The organism is Enterobacter sp. NFIX58, assembly GCF_900110475.1.
Lineage (GTDB): Bacteria > Pseudomonadota > Gammaproteobacteria > Enterobacterales > Enterobacteriaceae > Enterobacter > Enterobacter quasiroggenkampii.
The window spans coordinates 1,806,294-1,829,855 of the sequence record NZ_FODW01000001.1 but is presented as its reverse complement, the minus strand read 5'-3'; the positions used below and the strand labels follow the sequence as shown (position 1 = coordinate 1,829,855).

At 55.6% G+C, this 23,562-nt stretch carries 23 protein-coding genes and 1 other annotated feature; of the genes, 13 read left to right on the top strand and 10 right to left on the bottom strand.

Features of this window, described 5'->3' with window-relative positions:
* Positions 1-69: 69 nt before the first annotated feature.
* Positions 70-342 carry a metal-sensing transcriptional repressor gene (locus BMW97_RS08980; RefSeq protein ID WP_045909760.1) on the top strand — a complete coding sequence of 91 codons (273 nt, stop codon included), beginning with the start codon at positions 70-72 and terminating at the stop codon, positions 340-342.
* Here the strand turns inward: BMW97_RS08980 and BMW97_RS08975 are convergent.
* Positions 335-1,900: an EAL domain-containing protein gene (locus tag BMW97_RS08975; protein WP_045909759.1), complete on the bottom strand. Its 1,566-nt coding sequence runs from the start codon at positions 1,898-1,900 to the stop codon at positions 335-337. The two genes, BMW97_RS08980 and BMW97_RS08975, sit on opposite strands and share 8 nt — an antisense overlap.
* 219 nt (positions 1,901-2,119) lie before the next feature.
* Here BMW97_RS08975 and BMW97_RS08970 point away from each other — a divergent pair, with 219 nt between their 5' ends.
* Positions 2,120-2,380 (top strand): type B 50S ribosomal protein L31, encoded by a 261-nt coding sequence (locus tag BMW97_RS08970; RefSeq protein ID WP_006176933.1) that lies wholly within the window; start codon positions 2,120-2,122, stop codon positions 2,378-2,380.
* A 2-nt stretch (positions 2,381-2,382) separates the two neighbouring features.
* Entirely contained in the window at positions 2,383-2,523 is a 141-nt protein-coding gene (gene ykgO / locus BMW97_RS08965) for a type B 50S ribosomal protein L36 (RefSeq protein WP_003859006.1), read from the top strand.
* On the opposite strand, the gene BMW97_RS08960 is transcribed toward ykgO, so the two are convergent.
* On the bottom strand, positions 2,520-3,230 hold the full coding sequence (locus BMW97_RS08960; protein ID WP_045909758.1) for a GNAT family N-acetyltransferase: 711 nt from the start codon (positions 3,228-3,230) through the stop codon (positions 2,520-2,522). The two genes, ykgO and BMW97_RS08960, sit on opposite strands and share 4 nt — an antisense overlap.
* A 101-nt stretch (positions 3,231-3,331) precedes the next feature.
* Here BMW97_RS08960 and BMW97_RS08955 point away from each other — a divergent pair, with 101 nt between their 5' ends.
* Positions 3,332-4,792, top strand: coding sequence for a MocR-like pyridoxine biosynthesis transcription factor PdxR (locus tag BMW97_RS08955; protein ID WP_045909757.1), 1,461 nt, complete (start codon positions 3,332-3,334; stop codon positions 4,790-4,792).
* On the opposite strand, the gene BMW97_RS08950 is transcribed toward BMW97_RS08955, so the two are convergent.
* The 6 genes from BMW97_RS08950 to acrA all read right to left on the bottom strand — a co-directional run bounded on the left by BMW97_RS08950 (position 4,764) and on the right by acrA (position 11,600).
* Positions 4,764-5,231 carry a YlaC family protein gene (locus BMW97_RS08950; protein WP_045909756.1) on the bottom strand — a complete coding sequence of 156 codons (468 nt, stop codon included), beginning with the start codon at positions 5,229-5,231 and terminating at the stop codon, positions 4,764-4,766. The two genes, BMW97_RS08955 and BMW97_RS08950, sit on opposite strands and share 29 nt — an antisense overlap.
* Before the next feature lie 117 nt (positions 5,232-5,348).
* The gene (gene maa / locus BMW97_RS08945; protein WP_045909755.1) at positions 5,349-5,900 is read right to left on the bottom strand and encodes a maltose O-acetyltransferase; all 552 of its coding nucleotides are present in this window, start codon (positions 5,898-5,900) and stop codon (positions 5,349-5,351) included.
* Positions 5,901-6,108: 208 nt separating this feature from the next.
* A complete protein-coding gene (locus BMW97_RS08940) occupies positions 6,109-6,327 on the bottom strand; it encodes an HHA domain-containing protein (protein ID WP_008499287.1) in 219 nt (72 codons plus the stop codon).
* Positions 6,328-6,354: 27 nt separating this feature from the next.
* Entirely contained in the window at positions 6,355-6,729 is a 375-nt protein-coding gene (gene tomB / locus BMW97_RS08935; RefSeq protein WP_008499288.1) for an Hha toxicity modulator TomB, read from the bottom strand.
* 508 nt (positions 6,730-7,237) lie between these two features.
* Positions 7,238-10,384, bottom strand: a complete 3,147-nt coding sequence (gene acrB / locus BMW97_RS08930) for a multidrug efflux RND transporter permease subunit AcrB (RefSeq protein ID WP_045909754.1) — start codon at positions 10,382-10,384, stop codon at positions 7,238-7,240.
* Positions 10,385-10,406: 22 nt separating this feature from the next.
* Positions 10,407-11,600, bottom strand: a complete 1,194-nt coding sequence (gene acrA / locus BMW97_RS08925; RefSeq protein ID WP_045909753.1) for a multidrug efflux RND transporter periplasmic adaptor subunit AcrA — start codon at positions 11,598-11,600, stop codon at positions 10,407-10,409.
* A 141-nt stretch (positions 11,601-11,741) separates the two neighbouring features.
* Between acrA and acrR the strand changes: the two genes are divergently transcribed.
* Positions 11,742-12,395, top strand: coding sequence for a multidrug efflux transporter transcriptional repressor AcrR (acrR, locus tag BMW97_RS08920; protein ID WP_045909752.1), 654 nt, complete (start codon positions 11,742-11,744; stop codon positions 12,393-12,395).
* Between the two features lie 113 nt (positions 12,396-12,508).
* Positions 12,509-15,856: a mechanosensitive channel MscK gene (gene mscK, locus BMW97_RS08915; protein ID WP_045909751.1), complete on the top strand. Its 3,348-nt coding sequence runs from the start codon at positions 12,509-12,511 to the stop codon at positions 15,854-15,856.
* Position 15,857: 1 nt separating this feature from the next.
* Here the strand turns inward: mscK and rsmS are convergent, their stop codons facing one another.
* A complete protein-coding gene (gene rsmS, locus BMW97_RS08910; RefSeq protein ID WP_045909750.1) occupies positions 15,858-16,034 on the bottom strand; it encodes a pleiotropic regulatory protein RsmS in 177 nt (58 codons plus the stop codon).
* A gap of 14 nt (positions 16,035-16,048) precedes the next feature.
* Positions 16,049-16,576 carry a primosomal replication protein N'' gene (gene priC / locus BMW97_RS08905; RefSeq protein WP_045909749.1) on the bottom strand — a complete coding sequence of 176 codons (528 nt, stop codon included), beginning with the start codon at positions 16,574-16,576 and terminating at the stop codon, positions 16,049-16,051.
* A 50-nt stretch (positions 16,577-16,626) separates the two neighbouring features.
* Between priC and BMW97_RS08900 the strand changes: the two genes are divergently transcribed.
* The 7 genes from BMW97_RS08900 (at position 16,627) to adk (ending at position 23,538) form a co-directional block, all read left to right on the top strand.
* Positions 16,627-17,004 carry a DUF454 family protein gene (locus tag BMW97_RS08900; RefSeq protein ID WP_013095896.1) on the top strand — a complete coding sequence of 126 codons (378 nt, stop codon included), beginning with the start codon at positions 16,627-16,629 and terminating at the stop codon, positions 17,002-17,004.
* Between the two features lie 151 nt (positions 17,005-17,155).
* Positions 17,156-17,707: an adenine phosphoribosyltransferase gene (gene apt, locus BMW97_RS08895; protein WP_000127359.1), complete on the top strand. Its 552-nt coding sequence runs from the start codon at positions 17,156-17,158 to the stop codon at positions 17,705-17,707.
* A gap of 88 nt (positions 17,708-17,795) precedes the next feature.
* Positions 17,796-19,721, top strand: a complete 1,926-nt coding sequence (gene dnaX, locus BMW97_RS08890) for a DNA polymerase III subunit gamma/tau (RefSeq protein WP_045909748.1) — start codon at positions 17,796-17,798, stop codon at positions 19,719-19,721.
* Positions 19,051-19,115 (top strand) — a sequence feature (DnaX frameshifting element). Its footprint overlaps the gene before it by 65 nt.
* A gap of 54 nt (positions 19,722-19,775) precedes the next feature.
* On the top strand, positions 19,776-20,108 hold the full coding sequence (locus tag BMW97_RS08885) for a YbaB/EbfC family nucleoid-associated protein (protein ID WP_003858972.1): 333 nt from the start codon (positions 19,776-19,778) through the stop codon (positions 20,106-20,108).
* Entirely contained in the window at positions 20,108-20,713 is a 606-nt protein-coding gene (gene recR, locus BMW97_RS08880; protein ID WP_008499298.1) for a recombination mediator RecR, read from the top strand. Before BMW97_RS08885 ends, recR begins: the two co-directional genes overlap by 1 nt.
* A 110-nt stretch (positions 20,714-20,823) precedes the next feature.
* On the top strand, positions 20,824-22,698 hold the full coding sequence (gene htpG, locus BMW97_RS08875; RefSeq protein ID WP_045909747.1) for a molecular chaperone HtpG: 1,875 nt from the start codon (positions 20,824-20,826) through the stop codon (positions 22,696-22,698).
* A 195-nt stretch (positions 22,699-22,893) separates the two neighbouring features.
* Entirely contained in the window at positions 22,894-23,538 is a 645-nt protein-coding gene (gene adk / locus BMW97_RS08870; RefSeq protein ID WP_006809841.1) for an adenylate kinase, read from the top strand.
* The last annotated feature ends 24 nt before the right edge of the window (positions 23,539-23,562 follow it).

The window sequence follows — 23,562 nt, the reverse complement described above, 5'->3', positions numbered from 1 at the left end:
CCAGTAGAAAAATACTCAGGGGGAGTAGAGCGTGTTATGCTTTAAAAGCCAAAAATAAGGGATAGAGAGATGTCACATACCGTTCGCGACAAGAAAATGTTACTGACTCGGCTGAAGAAAATTCAGGGGCAGAGCAACGCTCTGGAGAAAATGCTGAACAGAGATCACGAATGCGCCGAGGTGTTACAGCAGCTGGCGGCGATCCGCGGGGCGGTCAACGGCATGATGATGCAGGTGATCGAAGGGCATTTAACCGATCATGTGGTGAAAGAACCTGAAGAAGCGCAGCGTGAAGCCGATCTTGGCGTGGTGCTGCAGGTGATCAAATCCTATCTTAAGTAGCGTGCGTGCCGAGGTTATTCTCTGCCCAAAGGATAAATTCCATTTTCGGCAGCGCTTTGCTGTAGTACCAGCCCTGCCCGTACTGCACGCCGTGCTGGTGCAGCCAGGCGAGCTGCCCGGCGGTCTCGACGCCTTCCGCCACCATCGCCAGATTCAGCGACTTCGCCATTTCAATAATGTGTGGCGTCACGTTTTTGTACTCCAGCGCATCCACGAACGATTTATCAATTTTTAGCGTGTCGACATCCAGATCCTGCAGATAGCTCAGGCTGGAATAGCCCGTACCAAAATCATCAATATAGACAGGATGCCCCGAACGGCGGAATGCGGCGATTGCCGGCGCGCTGATTTTGGGATCGGCAAAGCCGCGCTCGGTGACCTCAAGGGCGATTTGGCCCGGGTGGACCTTCCATTTGTTCAGCAAGTGACTCAGCAGCGGCGGCAGCGTGCCGGAGGTCAAATCGGCGGGCGCGAGGTTGATGGAGATATGCTGATCGGGGTGAAGGTGCAGCCAACTGCCCATATCCTCGAACACTTTTTCGATAACGAGCTGCGTCAGCTGAGAGATAAGCCCGGTTTGCTCAGCAAGGGGAATAAAAATATCAGGCGAGAGGCTGCTTCCGTCCGGCTGCGGCCAGCGCGTCAGCGCTTCTGCGCCGACAATTTTTCCGCTACACAGCGCCACGATGGGCTGATAGTGAACCACAAAATCGCGGCTATTAATGGCGTCAAGCAGGCGGTTGCGCGGCGACTGGATGCGACGCAGTATCCGCAGGACAAAGAGCGCGGCAAGCAGGCTTATCAGGACGCCGAAGGGCAGCCATAAAAGCAGCTGCCGGTGCCAGGTTTCCGCCAGCGGTTTGAGCGTAGCCCATGCGACAACGGTAAACCCCAGTTCAGGTACAGGCTTCATAACGTACATTGAACCGTCGTACTGTATGCTGGTCATCTCCTGACCTTTGATCATGTCACGGATATGCGGATCGAGTGTATTGCTGCTGGCGAAGATACGGTGTGTTGTGCTTCCTACCAGGGCAGCATCAATCGCTATCTCGCCGAAAGGGATGACATCCACCAGTGAGGCCGGATCGACCAGGACAAGGTAATGACCTTGCCCCAGCACGGCCATGTAGCGATGAAACCCAAGATCGTTTTGCGTGGTCAGCCATGCGCTGTAACCGTCTTCGGTAATGCGCATCGGCGGGGGGAAAGGGGCGGCATGGCTGGTTTGCTCAAGAGAGGAGCAGAGCGGCCTGAGGTTGTCGATATAAATCACTTCCTGAACGTATCGCCACGAGAAAGCGACCCGTCGCATCTCTCTTAACTGCAACGGGCTGCACGGCACGCCCTCAAAGGCCTGCAGATGATTAAGCGCTTCTTTCGCCTGATCCACGACCTTGTCGGTGCGTATCAACACACGTGAGGCATAGTTTTCCAGCGCATCGACAAATTTATCTTCCGCCTGGCGATGGGCCAGCCAGATGCTCAGGCAAATGGGGACCAGCACGGAAAAGATGAGTACGCCAGTCACCAGACTGACCAGATGTCGGGTTTTCATGCTGTCGTGTCCTTCCTCGTATACCCGTTCCTGAGCACTGAGTTCCCTGCCTGAAGAGAAAGATTTTACCGCGAAATGATATAGTTATAGCACGTGGCTGGCCTGGTTTTCATTTTATCTCAGGTAAACCAGAAAATATCATCAGAGGGGAGGGGTTGTTTTTTGAATCTGGCCTGGATATTATTTTGTTATGTTATAACAAAACATAAAGGATTGACGATGAAACCCAATATCCATCCCGCCTATCGCACCGTGGTCTTCCATGACACCAGCGCGAATGAATACTTCAAAGTGGGCTCAACCATTAAGACCGACCGCGAAATTGAACTCGACGGTGAAACGTATCCGTACATCACCATCGAGGTTTCTTCAAAATCGCACCCGTTTTATACCGGTAAGCAGAAAACGTTCTCCACGGACGGTAGCGCAGCGCGCTTCCGCAAGCGTTTTGGTGGTTTTCTCAATGCGAAGCGGGGCTAACCATGCAGGTACTTAACTCATTGCGCAGTGCAAAACAGCGTCACCCGGATTGCCAGATAGTCAAACGCAAGGGACGCTTGTACGTGATATGCAAATCCAATCCGCGCTTTAAGGCGGTTCAGGGACGTAAAAAAAGACGCTAAACGCGCGTTTCTCGCCAGCTTTCCAGGGATCTTTTCTGTTTGCCATCGGCAGTAAAATTGTCGGTGGCAAGCCAGCTTTCAAAGGCGTTCGCCAGCGTCGGCCACTCTTTATCGAGAATCGAAAACCAGTCGGTATCCCGGTTATGGCCTTTTATCACCAGCGCCTGACGAAAACGCCCCTCAAACTGAAAACCCAGACGCAGGGCGGCCTTGCGGGAAGGTTCGTTCAGGCTATTGCACTTCCACTCATAACGCCGGTAGCCCAGGGTATCGAACACATACCGCATCAGCAGATATTGCGCCTCTGTTGACATGGGCGTGCGGCTTAAAAGAGGCGAGAAGTGAACGTGCCCCACCTCCACGACCCCGTTTTTAGGATCGATCCGCATCAGGGACAGCGTTCCAACGGGTGACTGAGTCCGGTTATCGATAACGGTAAAGTGTATGGGGTCGGATAACTCACTTACGCTCGCCACCCATTCGGCAAACTCCTCTGCGGTAGCGTCGGGTTCACGCAGCAGCCACGTCCAGCTGCGCGTATCTCCGGCCAGGGAATAGGCGGAGAACAGCGCGTTGGCATGCTCCACGCACAGCGGTTCAAGGCGACAATACCGGCCCTGAAGCACGACCCGGGATGGGGGCTGACGAGGTTGCCAGTCGCTAAGCGCTTCGCCCACTGGCTGTCCGAACTGATTGAATGTCTTCATCTTCATTTCCGTGACGTTGAAAAGAGTTTCAGACTAGTGAATTGCTGGTTCCTTAAAAAGAACCACTGCGCTATGTTTTGATGGTGCCACGAGGAGGCAAGATGAATATACCGGGTGATGAATTTTATACCTTGCTCAACGCAGCCCTGAAAAAACGCGGGGAAGAGACGCTCCAGCGCGCGCTTTATCTTGCTTTACGGGAGGCGATTCTGTGCGGAAGGCTCCTGTCCGGCAGCCAGCTTCCCGGTTCGCGAACGCTGGCCCTGCAGCTCTCCCTTTCCCGCAATACCGTCAATGCGGCGCTGGACCAGCTCACGCTGGAAGGGTATTTGCAGCGTAACCGCCAGGGAACGCGGGTGGCACAGCTGGCTTACCGTTCGGCCACCCGGACATTGCCGGACCCTGACATCAGGCTCGCCCGGCGGGTTGGCCTGCTGCCTGCGCCGGTGCAGCGGGATACCCCGGTACTGGCATTTACGCCGGGGACACCCGCCATCAACTATTTCCCTCTGCCGCTGTGGCGGCGATTGTACGATCGCGTGATGCGGGAGGAGGGAAATGCCCTGCTGGGGTATGGCGACCCGGCCGGTGAACCGTCGCTGCGGGCAGCGATTGCCCGGCATCTCGCCCTGTCTCGCGGTATCGACTGCGACGCGAGCCAGATTGTGATCACGGAAGGCGCGCTTGAGGGCGTCAACCTGTGCACAATGCTGCTGAGTGAGCCGGGGGATATCGCCTGGGTAGAAAACCCCGGCTATAGCGGGGCAAAAAGCGCGTTTGTTAAAACCGGCCTGACCATGACGGGGATCCCGGTTGATGACGAGGGGATGTGCTGGGAGGGACTGAATGCCCCTTCTCCCTCGTTAATTTTTACCTCACCTTCACACCAGTTCCCCTACGGAAGCGTGCTCAGCGCCCGACGGCGTCTGGCGCTGCTGGAGCTCGCCCGGCAGCACAACGCGTGGATCATAGAAGACGATTACGACAGCGAATTCCGTTATGCCGGTGAGCCCGTGCCGGCGATGCTGGGAATGGTAAACAACGCACCCGTGGTTTATCTCGGGACGTTCAGTAAAACGCTGTTTCCGTCGCTCCGAATAGGGTTCATGGTCTTGCCGCCTGCGCTGGCGAAGGCGGTTCGTCCGGCCATCGGCTCGCTGTTGCGCGGTGGGCATCGTGCCGAACAGCGCACGCTGGCGCTGTTTATCGAAGAAGGTCATTATGCCCGTCATCTTGCCGCCATGCGTCGACTCTATCGTAAACGATACCGCCAGCTGCGGGAGGTGCTGGGCGCAGAGCTTCATGCGCCGCACCGTATTCTGGCCGGTGAAGGCGGGATGCATCTGACGCTGGCGATAGACGATATTGATGACCAGAAACTGGTGGCGCAGGCGAGGGCGTTTCAGCTGGCACCCGCTGCATTGAGCGGGTACTACCTGGAGGCGAAGCAGGGGCAAACCGGTCTGGTTTTAGGTTACGGCAATACCTCTGCTTCTCAGTTTGCGCCGGGGATCCGGCGTCTGCAGGCGCTCATTACGCAGCAGCAGGGCGCGAAAGGGTAAAGACGTCATAGAAAGAGAGCTGACCTTTGGTAGAGACCATTTTTTGCAGCTTCTCTTTTTGCACGGTTTCAACGGCCGGAGAGTGCAGAATGCTGTCGATCAGCTCCTCTGGCACGTAACGCGTGTTGTACCATTCGCCGTTATAGCAGACCCGGAAATCGAGGACGTCGATATCTTCGTAACGGTAGCGCGGATTCACGTCGAAAAAGAAAAAGGCGTTAAAGACCACAAACAGCACAACCAGCAGCCAGACGGAGTCTACCAGCGTTTCAGACTTCAGCATCACAATAAGCGTCGCCAGCCAGGCGGCATACATGGCGACAAACAGTCCAGGATGTTTGCGAATAAAGCTAATGCTAAAGCGCGGGCGATTGTCGCGCTTTTCGCGGAGGTTAAGATCGTCGATGGTGGCGGTGAGCAGGCGCTGTATCTCGGTCATTTTTTGCCTTTATGAGAGTTGACAATACAGGGTGTCTGCCAATTTTAGGGGAGCCATTGGGCTGAAAAAAGTAACAGTCTGGCGCTAAAAGACCATAACAGTTGGCTCCCCACTCCCTCACAGCGTTTTGATGATTTTTGCCGGATTGCCGCCCACGACAACGTTAGCCGGGACGTCTTTCGTCACCACGGCACCGGAGGCCACCACCACATTATCACCAATGGTGACGCCAGGGTTAATAACCGCCCGACCACCGATCCAGACATTATTCCCAATGGTGACGGGTTTGCCAAACTCCACGCCGCTGTTCCGTTCCTCTGCATCCAGCGGATGGGTGGCCGTATAAATATGCACACCCGGCGCGAGCATGCAGTTATCGCCGATACGAACGGGGCAGACATCCAGCATCACGCAGTCGAAGTTCGCGTAAAAGTTTTTACCCAGAGAGATGTTATATCCATAGTCGCAGCGGAAACTCGGTTCGATATAAGCGCCTTCGCTTTGCCCCAGCAGTTCCGCCAGGATGTTCTGGCGTTCTGTCTTTTCATCGGGCGCGGTGTGGTTATAGCGGTACACCAGATGGCGGGCCCGCAGTCTGTCGGCCCGTAACGTCTCATCGCCGGGGCGGTAGTGTTCACCGGCAATCATCTTCTGTTTTTCTACGCTCATAGGAAACCTCTCTGGAAAAGATTACCGCAGAGTAATAGGAACAGGTCGGGAGGGGAACGTTCCCGAAAAGCCGATGTGACTGGCGTCACAACAATGTTGCTGATAAACACGTTTTACACGGAGACCTGGCCTGGGCACAGGGAGCATAACGGGATAGGTAAAAACAGCTTAGAACGTGGCGTAGAACTCTACAGACACCCTTCAAACATTAACGGACAAATTTCCATACAGAAGTAGGGATTTTGTCATACAGCTTATTCATGGTCAGTTCAGCAAGACGATGGTCCGCGGCTGAATAAAATACGGCCAGTTCATTATCAGAAAGCTCGTATTTATTCTTTTCTATGACGCGTTCGAGCGTGTCAATTGACTGGCAACGTCGTAAGCGCATCAAATAATCGATTTTTGTGAGTGGTTTATCAGACATAAATTCACCTTAGTAATTGTAATAATTTTAACAGGAAAGACTAACCGGGTTAGCTCTGCTCACGTTGACGAAACAGCGGAATAGCCGGTTTCCCGATTTACGCCATTTTTGCAAATCCTGGGCGTTAATGCCGTAACTACTGAACAACATAAAGGTGTCGTCCAGGTATTCATCAATTTGCTCAATGAGCTTATTATCTTCATTGTACTTAATTTTATAATTAAGTGCGAAGGTTGCGATATGCTCTATCAGCTCATTCAACTGTAAATTGATGGCAGACGTTGGGTCGTTTACCCAGCCATGGTTACTTTCATCAAGGTTGGCAAGGCAGTCATGGTACAAGGATTCGCAGAGAAATTTCAACTGCGCGATATCATGCCTTTTTGGCGAGTACTCGTCCATAGCGCATCCCCTTCTGAGTGATTTCTTACTCACCGAACATCATAGTCGGGATGGATACAACTGACTTAGCTACATGAGTGCTGTGTTCCTGATAACTTAACTATAAGCCACTCCTTCCTGGATTTCATCGCGCTATTACGAAAAATTACAAATAAAACCGTAGACTGCGAGCATGTACGCAATGTTCCGTCCTGGACACCCTTTTTTTATCCAAATTAACGCGATTTTTTATCGCTTCCTTACGTTTCATTGGCTTAGCAAAATGGCCTGAAAAGTTCAGATTCGAACTTCTCTTTGTCAGAACTTCTTATTAGGAATATTCCTAATAGCTTAAGCGGGGAAATGAAATTAAAAAAATCCTGAATTCACCGATTAAGTTATCAGTTAATTATGATATGTCTAATTAAGATGGCAGAAAATAAATAGAACCACAATAAGCGTAATTTATGATTTTTTCTGAAAATGAAAAAGGCCGCTAATGCGGCCTTTTTATCATGTGAAACCGGTATCAGTGAGGTTCTACCGAATGCGTGTGTTCAATATCCTCATTTTTCCGGCTGAAGCGGCGGCGAACCACCACGAAGAACACCGGTACGAAGAAGATAGCGAGTACGGTTGCGGTAACCATACCACCCATCACGCCTGTACCAACCGCGTTCTGCGCACCGGAGCCAGCACCGGAGCTGATAACCAGCGGCAGTACGCCGAGGATAAACGCCAGTGATGTCATCAGGATTGGGCGCAGACGCATACGAACAGCCTCAAGCGTTGCCTCAATCAGACCTTTACCTTCTTTCTCCATCAGATCTTTGGCGAATTCAACGATAAGTATCGCGTTCTTCGCCGACAAGCCAATGGTTGTCAGCAGGCCTACCTGGAAGTACACGTCGTTGGTCAGTCCACGGAACGTTGCCGCAAGCAGCGCACCGATAACCCCAAGCGGTACCACCAGCATAACGGAGAACGGAATTGACCAGCTCTCGTACAGCGCTGCCAGACACAGGAAGACGACGATCAGTGAAATCGCGTACAGGGCAGGGGCCTGGTTTCCGGACAGACGTTCCTGATAGGACATACCGGTCCAGTCGTAGCCGATACCCGAAGGCAGTTTGCTCGCCAGCTCTTCCATCAGGTTCATGGCTTCACCGGTGCTTCGGCCCGGAGCGGCCTGACCCAGGATCTCCATCGATGGCAGACCGTTATAGCGTTCCAGACGCGGCGAACCGTATTCCCAGCGAGACGTTGAGAACGCCGAGAACGGTACCATCTGACCATTGCTGCCGCGCACGAACCAGCTGTTGATATCGTTTGGCAACATACGATATTGCGCCTCGGACATCACGTACACTTTCTTCACGCGACCGCGGTCGATGAAGTCGTTAACGTAGCTACCGCCCCAGGCGGCGCCCAGCGTGGTATTAATGTCACTGATGGATACGCCCAGCGCCTGGGCTTTCTCCTGGTCGATGTCGATTTTGTACTGCGGCGTATCTTCCAGGCCGTTCGGACGCACGCCGACCAGCAGGTCAGGGTGCTTAGCCACTTCGCCAAACAGCTGGTTACGCGCCTGCGTCAGTTTTTCGTGACCCAGACCGCCCTGGTCAATCAGCTGGAAGTCGAAGCCGGTCGCGGTACCCAGTTCAACAATCGCTGGCAGGTTGAAGGCGAACACCATCGCATCTTTAATCTGCGAGAAGGTGCCCATCGCACGGCCGGTAATGGCTTCAACCTTGTTCTCTTTGCCTGGACGTTCAGACCAGTCTTTCAGAGAAACGAAGGCAATACCGGTGTTCTGACCACGACCCGCAAAACCAAAGCCGTTAACCGCAAACACGGATTCAACGTTGTCTTTCTCTTTGGTGAGGTAGTAGTCCGTCACTTCGTCCAGCACTTTCTGGGTACGCTCTTGCGACGCGCCCGCAGGAAGCTGTGCCATCGTCAGGAACACGCCCTGGTCTTCATCCGGCAGGAACGAGCTTGGCAGACGAACGAACAGGAACGCCATCCCCACGACGATGATGATATAGAGCAGCAGGTAACGACCGGTGCTGCGCAGGATGTTGCCCACGCTGTCGGTGTAGTGGTGCGTGCTCTTATCAAACATGCGGTTAAACCAGCCGAAGAACCCTTTATGCTCGCCGTGACCGCCTTTCTGAATTGGCTTCAGCATGGTGGCACACAGGGCAGGGGTCAGGATCAATGCGACCAGCACCGACAGCGCCATCGCGGAAACGATGGTAATCGAGAACTGACGGTAAATCGCACCGGTAGAGCCCCCGAAGAAAGCCATCGGGATAAATACCGCAGACAGTACCATCGCGATACCGACCAGCGCGCCCTGGATCTGACCCATTGATTTACGGGTCGCTTCCTTCGGCGGTAGACCTTCTTCCGCCATTACGCGCTCGACGTTCTCGACCACGACGATGGCGTCATCCACCAGCAGGCCGATGGCGAGCACCATCCCGAACATCGTCAGGGTGTTTATCGAGTAGCCAAATATCGACAGGATCGCAAAGGTCCCGAGCAGAACAACCGGCACGGCAATCGTTGGGATAAGCGTCGCGCGGAAGTTTTGCAGGAACAGATACATCACCAGGAACACCAGGATGATGGCTTCTACCAGCGTTTTAACCACTTCGTGAATCGAAATTTTGACGAACGGCGTGGTGTCATATGGGTAAACGATTTTCAGACCTGACGGGAAGAACGGTTCCATCTTCTTCAGCTCTGCGCGGATCGCCGTGGCGGTGTCCAGGGCGTTAGCCCCTGTCGCCAGTTTGATACCCAGACCGGAAGCCGGTTTACCGTTGAACTTCGCGATGATGTCGTAGTTCTCACCGCCCAGCTCGACTTTAGCCACGTCGCGCAGGCGAACCTGGGAACCGTCCTGATTCACTTTCAGCAGAATTTTGCTGAACTCATCGGCAGAGGTCAGACGGGTCTGTGCGATGATCGAGGCGTTAAGCTGCTGGCCTTTCACCGGCGGCGTACCGCCTAACTGACCGGCTGCCACCTGGGCGTTCTGCGCTTTAATCGCATTGATCACGTCAACAGGGGTCAGCTGGAAGTTGTTCAGTTTGTTCGGATCCATCCAGATACGCATCGCGTACTGAGAACCGAACAGCTGAACGTCACCCACACCGGAAGTACGGCTGATGGCGTCCTTCATGTTGGCACCCACGTAGTCGGAAATATCCTCCTGCGTCATGGTGCCGTTGGTGTTGATAACGCCGACAACCATCAGGAAGCTGCTGGACGATTTCTCGACGCTCACACCCTGCTGTTGTACTTCCTGCGGCAGCAGAGGCATCGCCAGCTGCAGTTTGTTCTGCACCTGAACCTGCGCAATGTCAGCATCCGTACCTGACTGGAAGGTCAGGGTGATCTGAACTGTACCGGTAGAGTCACTGTTTGAGGACATGTACATCAGGTTATCGATACCGTTCATGTTCTGTTCGATAACCTGAGTGACGGTGTCCTGCACCGTCTTCGCATCAGCCCCCGGGTAGGTTGCGGAGATAGTCACCGCCGGTGGCGCAATCGTTGGATATTGCGCGACAGGCAGCTTCAGGATCGCAAGTCCCCCGGCCAGCATGATGATAATGGCGATCACCCACGCAAATATGGGGCGATCGATAAAGAAATTAGGCATGTCTTAACGGCTCCTGTTTAAGTTAAGACTTGGTTTGTTCTGACTGGCCAGCGGCCGAAGCTTGTTGTTTATCGTCAGATTTCACTTCCTGTGCTTTAACCTGCGCGCCAGGACGAACTTTTTGCAAACCAGAAACAATCACGCGATCGCCATCTTTCAGACCTTCCGTCACCAGCCATTTATCGCCAATCGCCTGTGTGGCGGTGATATTGCGCGTTTCGACTTTGTCATCTGCTCCAACAACCAGCGCGCTCGCATCGCCGCGTGGCGTACGGGTCACACCCTGCTGTGGAACCAGAAGTGCGGTTGGATTCGTTCCTTCTTCCAGACGTGCGCGAACGAACATACCTGGCAGCAGATTCTTGTCAGGGTTCGGGAAAATCGCACGTAAGGTGATGGAACCGGTGGTCTGGTCGACCGTCACATCAGAGAATTCCAGGGTACCTTCCTGCGGGAACTTGATACCGTCGTTGGTGATCAGCTCCACTTTGGCTTTGCCGTTTTCCTGTTTCAGGGTGCCGTTAGCCAGCTCCTGTTTCAGGCGCAGGAAATCATTGCTGGACTGCGTGACGTCAACGTAGATCGGATCGAGCTGCTGCACGGTCGCCAGCGCAGTGGTCTGACCGTTCTGAACCAGAGCCCCTTCCGTCACGGAAGATTTACCAATACGACCGCTGATAGGCGAGGTCACTTTGGTATAGGCCAGGTTAATGCGCGCGGTTTCGACGGCCGCTTTGGCTGCCACCACGGCTGCGTTAGCCTGCTGGGCATCCGCCAGGGCGGTATCGTAATCCTGCTGACTGATGTACTTGGTACCGAGCAGTTTTTGATAGCGGTTCAGCGTCAGCTGAGCAATTTTAGCCGCGGCCTGTGCTTTAGCCAGATCGCCTTTAGCGCTTTCATAAGACGCCTGATAGGTTGCGGGATCAATCTGATACAGAGACTCACCGGCCTTCACATCACCGCCTTCGGTGAAGTTACGTTTCAGGATAATGCCGCTAACCTGAGGACGTACTTCCGCAATGCGGTAAGCATTTGTACGGCCGGGTAATTCGGTAGTGATTTGTAGAGGTTCAGATTTGAGCGTCACAACGCCTACTTCTGGCGCCTGCTGAGCTCCTTGTTGAGCCGGTTTGTCGTCACATCCTGTTAGCGCTAAGCTGCCTGAGAGCATCAGAACGACCGCCAGAGGCGTTAACCCTCTGTTTTTGTTCATATGTAAACCTCGAGTGTCCGATTTCAAATTGATCAAGGGTCCTGAGTCTAAAAACCCATTGCTGCGTTTATATTATCGTCATGCTATGGTACATACATTCACAAATGTATGTAAATCTGACTCCTGTAAATTCACCCACCTATGGCACGAAAAACTAAACAACAAGCGCTGGAAACCCGACAACACATTCTGGATGTGGCAATACGTTTGTTCTCGCAGCAGGGTGTTTCATCTACCTCGCTGGCACAAATTGCTCAGGCTGCCGGTGTGACGCGGGGAGCGATTTACTGGCATTTTAAAGACAAGTCAGATCTGTTCAGTGAAATCTGGGAGCTTTCAGAGTCCAGCATTAGCGATCTCGAGAGTGAGTATCGGGCAAAATTCCCTGACGATCCACTCTCAGTATTGAGAGAAATATTAGTATATATCCTTGAAGCTACGGTAGTTGAAGAACGTCGCAGATTAATGATGGAAATAATCTTTCATAAATGCGAGTTCGTGGGCGAGATGGCGATTGTTCAGCAGGCGCAACGCAGCCTCAGCCTGGAGAGCTATGACCGTATTGAATACAACCTGAATCAGTGCATGCAGGCAAAACTGCTGCCTGCCAACCTGTTGACCCGCCGGGCGGCGATTCTGATGCGTAGCTACATTTCCGGTCTGATGGAAAACTGGCTGTTTGCGCCACAGTCGTTTGATCTTAAAACGGAGGCCCGCAGCTACGTCGCGATTTTACTGGAAATGCTACAGCTCTGCCCGACGCTGCGCAGCGACGCGCCGTCGCTAACTGCCTGACTCATTTCCAGGATTTATCTCAGAGGCTCACGTTCGCGCTATTCTGCTTCCGGCGAGCGTGATATTCTTCACGCCGGACTATTTTCGGTCATCTTCTGACATCATTCACAACTATGCTGCCCATCAATCGCTCGCAACATCCTGTTTTTGCATTGCTCTTTGCGATGCTGTTTTTCTTCGCCACGGCGCCGCTGACCTGGGCCCGCGCCGACAACAGCAACGATATCCCCACGCGTGCGGATGTTCAGTCGCAGCTCGACACGCTGAACAAACAAAAAGAACTCTCTCCTCAGGAAAAACTGACGCAGCAGGATCTGACGGAAACGCTGGAAACGCTGGATAAAATTGAACGCGTTAAGGCCGAAACCGCACAGCTTCGTCAGAAGGTGGCCCAGGCCCCAGAAAACATGCGCAAAGCGACGGAATCGCTGAATGCCCTGAGCGACGTGGATAACGACGACGAAACGCGCAAAACGCTCGCCGCGCTCTCCTTACGCCAGCTCGAGTCGCGCGTGGCGCAACTGCTCGACGACCTGCAAACGGCGCAGTCCGATCTCGCCACCTACAACAGCCAGCTTGTTTCACTGCAGACCCAGCCCGAGCGCGTGCAAAATGCGATGTACGCCGCGTCTCAGCAGCTGCAGCAGATCCGTAACCGCCTCAACGGCACAACGGTAGGAGAGGGCACGCTGCGCCCGACGCAGCAAACCCTGCTGCTGGTGCAGCAGACGTTGCTCAATGCGCAGATTGAACAGCAGCGTAAAAGTCTGGAAGGGAATACGGTGCTGCAGGACACCCTGCAGAAACAGCGCGATTACGTCACCGCGAACATTAATCGTCTGGAACACCAGCTACAGCTGCTGCAGGAGGCGGTTAACAGCAAGCGCCTGACGCTGACGGAAAAAACCGCCCAGGAGGCCGTATCCCCTGACGAAACCGCCCGCATCCAGGCCAACCCGCTGGTGAAGCAGGAGCTCGAAGCCAACCACCAGCTTAGCCAGCGCCTGATACTGGCGACCGAAAACGGCAACTCGCTGGTTCAGCAAAATATCAAGGTGAAGAACTGGCTGGATCGCGCCCTGCAGGCGGAACGCAACATCAAAGAGCAGATCGCGGTCCTGAAAGGCAGCCTCCTGCTGTCGCGTATTCTCTACCAGCAGCAGCAGACGCTTCCGTCCGCCGATGAGCTGGAAGACATGACCAACCGCATTGCGGATTTACGTCTGGAACAGTTTGACGTCAACCAGCAGCGCGATGCCCTTTTCCAGAGCGATACCTTTGTCGCCAAAATTGAAGAAGGGCACTCCAGCGACGTGAACCCGGAAGTGCACGACGCGCTGCTCCAGGTCGTGGATATGCGTCGCGAGCTGCTGGATCAGCTCAACAAGCAGCTGGGCAACCAGCTGATGATGGCCATTAACCTGCAAATCAACCAGCAGCAGCTGGTGAGCGTTTCGAAAAGTCTGCAGGAGATCCTGACTCAGCAGATTTTCTGGGTAAACAGCAACAAACCGATGGACTGGGACTGGATTAAATCCTTCCCTGAGACGCTGAAAACGCAGATCAAGAGCATGAAGATCACCGTGAACTGGGAGAAAGCCTGGCCTGCGGTGATGATTGCCTTGCTGGCGGGGCTACCGCTGCTGCTGATCGCAGGCCTGATTCGCTGGCGTCTGGGCTGGCTGAAAAAATACCAGGCGAAGCTGGCGTCCGAAGTGGGGCAGCTGCGTAACGATAGCCAGCTCCACACGCCAAAAGCGATTCTGATCGATCTCATTCGCGCCCTGCCGGTGTGCCTGATTATTCTGGCCGTGGGCCTGATCCTGCTCACCATGCAGCTCAACGTCAGCGATTTGCTGTGGGCGTTCAGTAAAAAACTGGCGCTGTTCTGGCTGGTGTTTGGCCTGTGCTGGAAGGTGCTGGAAAAAGACGGCGTGGCGGTGCGTCATTTCAACATGCCTGCGCAGCTGACCAGCCACTGGCGTCGTCAGATTGTGCGCATCAGCCTGGCGCTGCTGCCGCTGCACTTCTGGTCGGTTGTCTCTGAGCTTTCCCCGCTGCATCTGATGGATGATGTGCTGGGCCAGCTGGTCATCCTGCTGAACCTGCTGCTGATTGCTATCCTGATGTGGCCGATGTGCCGCGACAGCTGGCGTGATAAAGAGTCCCACAATATCCGTCTGGCCACCGTGACCGTGCTGGCGATCATTCCGCTGGCGCTGATGGTGCTGACGGCAACGGGCTACTTCTATACCACGCTGCGCCTGTCCGGGCGCTGGATTGAAACGGTCTATCTGGTGATCGTCTGGAACCTGCTCTATCAGACCGTGCTGCGCGGCCTGAGCGTGGCGGCCCGCCGCATCGCCTATCGCCGTGCCATCGCGCGTCGTCAACATCAGGTGAAAGAGGGGGCCGAGGGCGCGGAGCCGCAGGAAGAGCCGACCATCGCGCTGGAGCAGGTTAACCAGCAGACGCTGCGCATCACCATGCTGGTGATGATCGCCCTGTTTGCCGTGATGTTCTGGGCGATCTGGTCCGATCTTATTACCGTTTTCGCCTATCTCGACAGTATTACCCTCTGGCAATACAACGGAACCGAAGCCGGCGCGGCGGTCATGAAAAGCGTGACCATGGGCAGCCTGCTGTTTGCGCTGGTGTCGTCGGTGGTCGCCTGGGCGCTGATCCGCAACCTGCCTGGCCTGCTCGAAGTGCTGCTCCTGTCACGTCTGAATCTTCGCCAGGGGGCGTCCTACGCCATCACCACGATCCTCAACTACGTCATCATTATTGTTGGAGCGATGACGGTCTTTGGTTCGCTTGGCGTCTCGTGGGATAAACTGCAGTGGCTGGCGGCCGCCCTCTCGGTCGGTCTTGGTTTTGGCCTGCAGGAGATCTTCGGTAACTTTGTCTCCGGCCTGATCATTCTGTTTGAACGTCCGGTACGTATCGGCGATACCGTCACCATCGGCACGTTCTCGGGAACGGTCAGCAAGATCCGCATTCGTGCGACCACCATCACCGACTTCGATCGCAAAGAGGTGATCATCCCGAACAAAGCGTTCGTGACCGAGCGTCTGATCAACTGGTCGCTCTCGGATACGGTGACGCGCGTGGTGATCCGCCTGGGCGTGGCCTATGGATCGGATCTGGATAAGGTGAAAGAGGTGTTGCTGAAGGCGGCGTCTGAACATCCGAAAGTGATGCACGATCCGGCTCCGGCGGTCTTCTTCACCACCTTTGGGCCGAGTACGCTGGATCACGAGCTGCGTTTATACGTGCGTGAACTGCGTGACCGCAGCTACACGGTGGATGAGCTTAACCGCTCTATCGATCGTCTGTGCCGTGAAAACGATATTAATATCGCCTTCAACCAGCTTGAGGTTCACCTGCGTAACGAGAAAGGTGATGAGCATACGGAAGTGAAGCGCGACATTAAAGGCGACGACCCAACTCCGGCTTAATCTATTTTCCCTCTCCCTGTGGGAGAGGGTTAGGGTGAGGGGGAAGTTTCCCCTCAAAATCCCGCCGTACAATCTCCAGTGCCTTAAGCACCGTCCCGGCGGGGATCTCATGATTCTCCAGCAGCATAATCAAATCGACGGCCAGCTTGACCTCATCGGGTGCATTTTCCAGTGACATGGGTGTGGCTCCTGTTAACGGGTCAAACGTTCTATGACGCGTTCAATTTCATCCAGCGCCTGACGGCAGCGGACGATGCGTCCTTCCAGCGCGCTAATCTCGCGCATCAATAGCTGCTGCTCTTCCAGCGTTTCGCTGTTGTTCAGGCGCACCTCGCGTTCGCGCTTCATCTCAAACAGTCGGCGTTCAAATTCCTGGTTCTCCAGCCGTTTGCGCTGCCATTTGCCAAGCCCCGGCGAGGCGCTGTCCCAGGCGCGCAGCGGCCAGGCGGCGATTTCGCGATGCAGCGCGGTGATCTGCTCGGTGAGATGCGCCGCAAGCCACGCCACCTGTTCCTGCTGTTCATGCTCAACCGCATGGCGAAGCTCGTCGAGGTTCGTCTGCGCTTCAGCCAGGTAATCCTGAATAACGGTGCTGCGGGTACGAAAAAGCTGCCGGTCAAAGCGCGGTTTCAGCGTGGCGTGCCCCATCAGCGGCGTGGCCTGCTCCCGCAGAGCAATCAGCTGATTTTGCAGCCTCTCAAGAAGCAGTGCTGTTTTCAAGGCGCTCTCCAGTGGTAAAGTAGCCGTTCAGTTTGATAACGATTCGCATTATGCAGCGTACTATTTTAATCATCATTGGCTGGCTCGCGGTAGTGCTTGGCACGCTGGGTGTGGTTTTACCCTTGCTGCCGACCACGCCGTTTATCCTGCTGGCGGCCTGGTGCTTCGCCCGCTCGTCACCGCGTTTTCACCACTGGCTGCTCTATCGCTCATGGTTTGGCGGCTATCTGCGGCACTGGCAAAAACACCGGGCCATGCCGCCCGGCGCCAAGCCGCGCGCGATCGCGGTGATCCTCATCACCTTCGCCATTTCATTATGGCTGGTGAAAATGATGTGGGTGCGGATCCTGCTGCTGGTCATCCTGACCTGCCTGCTTATCTTCATGTGGCGGATCCCCGTGGTTGATGAAAAGCAACAAAAGCACTGAAGCCTTATCATGGCTGTTGCAATTATTGCGTACAGCCAGTAAATTCGACCGTTTTCGAGCACAGGCGCGCCTGGTTAAAGGTTAAACAATTGTTACCTTTGCCGACCCGTTGCGCGCCGTGAGTAACACTGTTTCATTTAGGCACAAACCGATGACCGCAACTGCACAGCAGCTTGAATATCTGAAAAACAGCATCAAAAGCATCCAGGACTACCCAAAGCCTGGCATTCTTTTCCGTGATGTCACCAGCTTGCTGGAAGACCCGAAAGCGTACGCGCTCAGCATTGAACTGCTGGTCGAGCGTTATAAAAACGCCGGGATCACCAAAGTAGTAGGTACCGAAGCCCGTGGCTTCCTGTTTGGCGCACCGGTTGCGCTGGCGATGGGCGTAGGTTTTGTGCCGGTGCGTAAGCCGCGCAAGCTGCCGCGTGAAACCATTGCAGAAAGCTACGAGCTGGAGTACGGCACCGATCAGCTGGAGATCCACGTTGACGCGATCAAGCCTGGCGACAAAGTGCTGGTGGTTGACGATCTGCTGGCGACCGGCGGCACCATTGAAGCGACCGTGAAGCTGATCCGCCGTCTGGGTGGGGAAGTGACCGACGCGGCCTTCATCATCAACCTGTTCGATCTCGGCGGTGAACAGCGCCTGGAAAAACAGGGTATTACCAGCTACAGCCTGGTGCCTTTCCCGGGTCACTAATCCCGGTTTTCACAACCTCGCTCAATGGGTGAGGTTGTGATAGCATTCCCCTCCATAAATTCACCTTCCAGCGTTGCAGAGCCTGCCCATGAGTTATCAGGTGTTAGCCCGTAAATGGCGACCACAAACCTTTGCTGACGTTGTCGGTCAGGAACATGTGCTGACGGCCCTGGCGAACGGGTTGTCGCTAGGTCGCATCCATCACGCCTATCTTTTTTCCGGCACCCGCGGCGTCGGTAAGACCTCTATTGCCCGTTTGCTGGCAAAAGGTCTCAACTGCGAAACCGGGATCACCGCCACGCCGTGCGGCGTGTGTGATAACTGCCGGGAGATCGAGCAGGGGCGTTTTGTCGATCTGATCGAGATCGACGCCGCTTCGCGCACCAAAGTTGAAGATACCCGCGACCTGCTGGACAACGTGCAGTACGCCCCGGCGCGCGGCCGCTTCAAGGTCTACCTGATCGATGAAGTGCACATGCTCTCGCGCCACAGCTTCAACGCCCTGCTGAAGACGCTGGAAGAGCCGCCCGCGCACGTGAAGTTCCTGCTGGCGACCACCGATCCGCAAAAGCTGCCGGTCACGATTTTATCGCGCTGCCTGCAGTTCCACCTGAAGGCACTGGACGTCGAACAGATCCGTGCGCAGCTTGAGCATATTCTTGATGAAGAGAAGATTGTCCATGAACCGCGCGCCCTGCAGCTGCTGGCCCGCGCGGCGGACGGCAGCCTGCGTGATGCATTAAGCCTGACCGACCAGGCGATTGCCAGCGGTGACGGCAAGCTCTCCACCGAGGCGGTCAGCACCATGCTTGGCACGCTGGATGACGATCAGGCGCTGTCGCTTATCGAAGCGATGATTGCCGCTAACGGCGAACGCGTGATGTCGCAGGTGAACGCGGCCGCTGCCCGCGGTATTGAGTGGGAAGGGCTGCTGGTTGAGATGCTCAGTCTGCTGCACCGCGTGGCGATGCTGCAGCTTTCTCCTTCCGCGATTGGTGCGGATATGGCGGCCATTGAACAGCGGATGCGTGAGCTTGCCCGCACCGTGCCGCCTGCCGACGTGCAGCTTTATTACCAGACGCTGCTGATTGGCCGCAAAGAGCTACCGTTTGCGCCGGATCCGCGTATGGGCGTTGAAATGACGCTGCTGCGCGCGCTGGCGTTCCACCCGCGCATGCCGCTGCCGGAGCCGGAAGTGCCGCGACAGTCTTTCGCGCCGGTCGCGCCCACGGCGGTGATGTCACCGCAGCAGGTGCCGCCGCAGCCGACGCCGCCGCAGCAGAACGTACCGCTGTCGGATGCCACCAGTTCGGTGCTTGCCGCGCGCAGCCAGCTGCAGCGTGCCCAGGGAGTAACCAAACCAAAAAAGAGTGAACCGGCAGCGCCTGGAAGAGCGCGGCCGGTGAACAACGCCGCGCTTGAACGACTGGCCTCGGTAACGGAGCGCGTACAGTCGCGTCCGGCACCGTCCGCGCTCGAGCAGAAAGCCCCGGTGAAAGAAGAGGCTTACCGCTGGAAGGCAACCACCATCACTGAAACCGTGAAGGAAGAGGTGGCCACGCCGAAAGCGCTGAAAAAGGCGCTGGAGCATGAAAAAACGCCGGAGCTTTCCGCGAAGCTTGCCGAAGAGTCGATTGCGCGCGATGCCTGGGCCGCCGAGGTCAGCAAACTCCAGTTGCCGAAGCTGGTCGAGCAGGTCGCGCTGAACGCCTGGAAAGAGCAGGACGGCAATCAGGTGCGTCTGCACCTGCGTCCGGGCCAGCGGCACCTCAATTCCCCTGGCGCGCAAAAGGCGCTGGCCGAGGCGCTGGCCACATTACAGGGGGCACCGGTTGAATTGACTATCATTGAAGATGATAATCCGGCAGTGAAAACGCCGCTCGAGTGGCGCCAGGCCATTTATGAAGAGAAGCTCGCGCAGGCGCGCGAGGCGATTATTGCGGATAACAACATTCAGACCCTGCGCCGGTTCTTCGACGCCGATCTGGATGAAGAGAGTATTCGCCCCATTTGATCGTGAGTCTGACTTACGGTTGTAATCCTTAAACGTGAAAGAAGAGAGAAGCCTATGTTTGGTGGAAAAGGCGGTCTGGGTGGCCTGATGAAGCAGGCTCAGCAGATGCAGGAAAAAATGCAGAAGATGCAGGAAGAGATCGCTCAGCTGGAAGTCACGGGTGAATCCGGTGCCGGTCTGGTCAAGGTGACCATCAACGGTGCGCACAACTGCCGTCGCGTTGAAATCGACCCGAGCCTGCTCGAAGACGACAAAGAGATGCTGGAAGATCTGGTTGCAGCCGCGTTTAACGATGCCGCTCGCCGTATCGACGAAACCCAGAAAGAGAAAATGGCCTCCGTGTCCAGCGGCATGCAGCTGCCGCCTGGCTTCAAGATGCCGTTCTGATGCAAACCAGTCCGCTGCTCACGCAGTTAATGGAAGCACTGCGCTGCCTGCCGGGCGTTGGCCCGAAGTCGGCGCAGCGCATGGCGTTTACGCTATTGCAGCGCGACCGCAGCGGCGGGATGCGCCTGGCGCAGGCTTTAACCCGCGCCATGTCAGAAATCGGTCACTGTGCGGATTGCCGTACCTTTACCGAGCAGGACGTGTGTAACATCTGCACGAACCCGCGTCGTCAGGAAAACGGCCAGATTTGCGTGGTGGAGAGTCCGGCGGACATCTACGCCATCGAACAAACCGGGCAGTTTTCCGGCCGCTATTTCGTGCTGATGGGGCATCTCTCCCCGCTGGACGGTATTGGCCCGGACGATATCGGTCTTGACCGCCTTGAACAGCGTCTTGAGTCCGAAACGATCAAAGAGGTGATCCTCGCCACCAACCCCACGGTGGAAGGGGAGGCAACCGCCAACTACATCGCCGAGCTGTGCTCGCAGTATGGAGTTGACGCCAGCCGCATCGCCCACGGCGTGCCGGTCGGCGGCGAGCTGGAGATGGTGGACGGCACCACGCTGTCGCACTCTCTGGCCGGACGTCACAAGATTATTTTCTGACCAAACGGAGGCTGCGCGCGCGGCCTCCGCTTGAAAATTTCCCCCCGTATCCCCATCTCTCACTCAACGTTTTAAAACCCCATTAAATGGCATTGTTGAGGTCGACATAGATGAAAGGACAAGAAACCCGTGGTTTCCAGTCAGAAGTAAAACAGCTTCTGCACCTGATGATCCATTCCCTGTATTCCAACAAAGAAATTTTCCTGCGTGAGCTGATTTCCAACGCTTCGGATGCGGCGGACAAGCTGCGCTTCCGCGCGCTGTCTAACCCGGATCTGTACGAAGGCGACGGCGAGCTGCGCGTGCGCGTCTCGTTTAATAAAGAGAACCGCACCCTGACCATCGCCGATAACGGCATCGGGATGAACCGCGACGAGGTGATCGACCACCTCGGGACCATCGCGAAATCCGGCACTAAGGCGTTCCTGGAGTCCATGGGCTCTGACCAGGCGAAAGACAGCCAGCTGATCGGCCAGTTCGGCGTCGGTTTCTACTCGGCATTCATCGTGGCGGACAAAGTCACCGTGCGCACCCGTGCGGCGGGCGACAGCGCTGAAAACGGCGTGCTGTGGGAATCCAAAGGGGAAGGCGAATACACCGTTGATGACATCACCAAAGCGGACCGCGGCACCGAAATCACCCTGCACCTGCGTGAAGGGGAAGATGATTTCCTGAACGACTGGCGCGTGCGCTCCATCATCAGCAAATATTCCGACCACATCGCCCTGCCGGTTGAGATTGAAAAACAGGAAGAGAAAGACGGTGAAACCGTGGTTTCCTGGGAGAAAATCAACAAGGCGCAGGCGCTGTGGACGCGCAACAAGTCTGAAATTAAAGACGACGAGTACAACGAATTCTACAAGCACATCGCCCACGACTTTACCGACCCGCTGACCTGGAGCCACAACCGTGTGGAAGGTAAGCAGGAGTACACCAGCCTGCTGTACATCCCGGCACAGGCGCCGTGGGACATGTGGAACCGCGATCACAAGCACGGCCTGAAGCTGTACGTGCAGCGCGTCTTCATCATGGACGACGCCGAGCAGTTCATGCCGAACTACCTGCGCTTTGTCCGCGGCCTGATCGATTCCAACGACCTGCCGCTGAACGTCTCCCGTGAAATTCTGCAGGACAGCACCGTCACCCGTAACCTGCGCAACGCCCTGACCAAACGTGCGCTGCAGATGCTGGAAAAACTGGCGAAAGACGATGCGGAAAAATATCAGACCTTCTGGAAACAGTTCGGCCTGGTGCTGAAAGAAGGCCCGGCAGAAGACACCGCGAACGTTGAAACCATCGCCAAACTGCTGCGCTTCGCCTCTACGCACACCGACTCCTCCGCGCAGACCGTGTCGCTGGAAGAGTACGTCTCCCGCATGAAAGAAGGGCAGGAGAAGATCTACTACATCACCGCCGACAGCTACGCCGCGGCGAAGAGCAGCCCGCACCTGGAGCTGCTGCGTAAGAAAGGCATCGAAGTGCTGCTGCTTTCTGACCGCATCGACGAGTGGATGATGAACTACCTGACCGAGTTCGACGGTAAGGCGTTCCAGTCCGTTGCCAAAGCCGACGAATCTATCGACAAGCTGGCGGATGAAGTGGATGAGAACGCGAAAGAAGCCGAGAAGGCGCTGGAGCCGTTCGTTGAGCGCGTGAAAACCCTGCTGGGCGACCGCGTGAAAGAGGTGCGTTTCACTCACCGTCTGACCGACACCCCGGCCATCGTCACCACCGATGCCGACGAAATGAGCACCCAGATGGCGAAGCTGTTCGCGGCAGCGGGCCAGGCGGTACCGGAAGTGAAATATATCTTTGAGCTTAATCCGGATCATCCGCTGGTGAAACGCGCGGCGGATACCCAGGACGACGCCCGCTTTGCCGAGTGGGTTGAACTCCTGCTGGATCAGTCCCTGCTGGCCGAACGCGGCACGCTGGAAGATCCTAACCTCTTCATTAAACGTGTGAATGCGCTGCTGCTGGCGTAATTGACCACGCCTCTCCTGGTCTTCTCCCTCTCCCCGTGGGAGAGGGCCGGGGTGAGGGCACCAGACCGCACAACTCCAAATTATCTCCCCCCATTAACCGTTTCAGCCTTCCTGCCTTCCTTGAGCGATGCCCGTTCTGGTGGTATTGTTTAGCGCTTTTGAAAAATTGAAACGACTTTTGAGGGGATTTTCGCAATGCGTATTATTCTGCTTGGCGCTCCGGGCGCGGGTAAAGGAACTCAGGCTCAGTTCATCATGGAGAAATACGGTATTCCGCAAATCTCCACCGGTGATATGCTGCGCGCCGCTGTTAAATCTGGCTCCGAGCTGGGTAAACAGGCGAAAGACATCATGGACGCAGGCAAGCTGGTGACCGACGAGCTGGTAATTGCTCTGGTCAAAGAGCGCATTGCTCAGGAAGACTGCCGTAACGGTTTCCTGCTGGACGGCTTCCCACGCACCATTCCTCAGGCTGACGCCATGAAAGAAGCGGGCATCAACGTGGACTACGTTCTGGAGTTCGACGTACCGGACGAGCTGATCGTTGACCGCATCGTTGGCCGTCGCGTACACGCTGCTTCTGGCCGTGTTTACCACATCAAATTCAACCCGCCTAAGGTTGAAGGCAAAGACGACGTGACTGGCGAAGAGCTGACCACCCGTAAAGACGATCAGGAAGAGACCGTGCGCAAGCGCCTGGTGGAATACCATCAAATGACCGCGCCGCTGATCGGCTACTACACCAAAGAAGCGCAGGCGGGTAACACCAAATACGCCAAAGTCGACGGCACCAAAGCCGTGGCTGACGTACGTGCAGAGCTGGAAAAAATCCTCGGCTAATTGCACTTCTCTCACCCGGGTCCT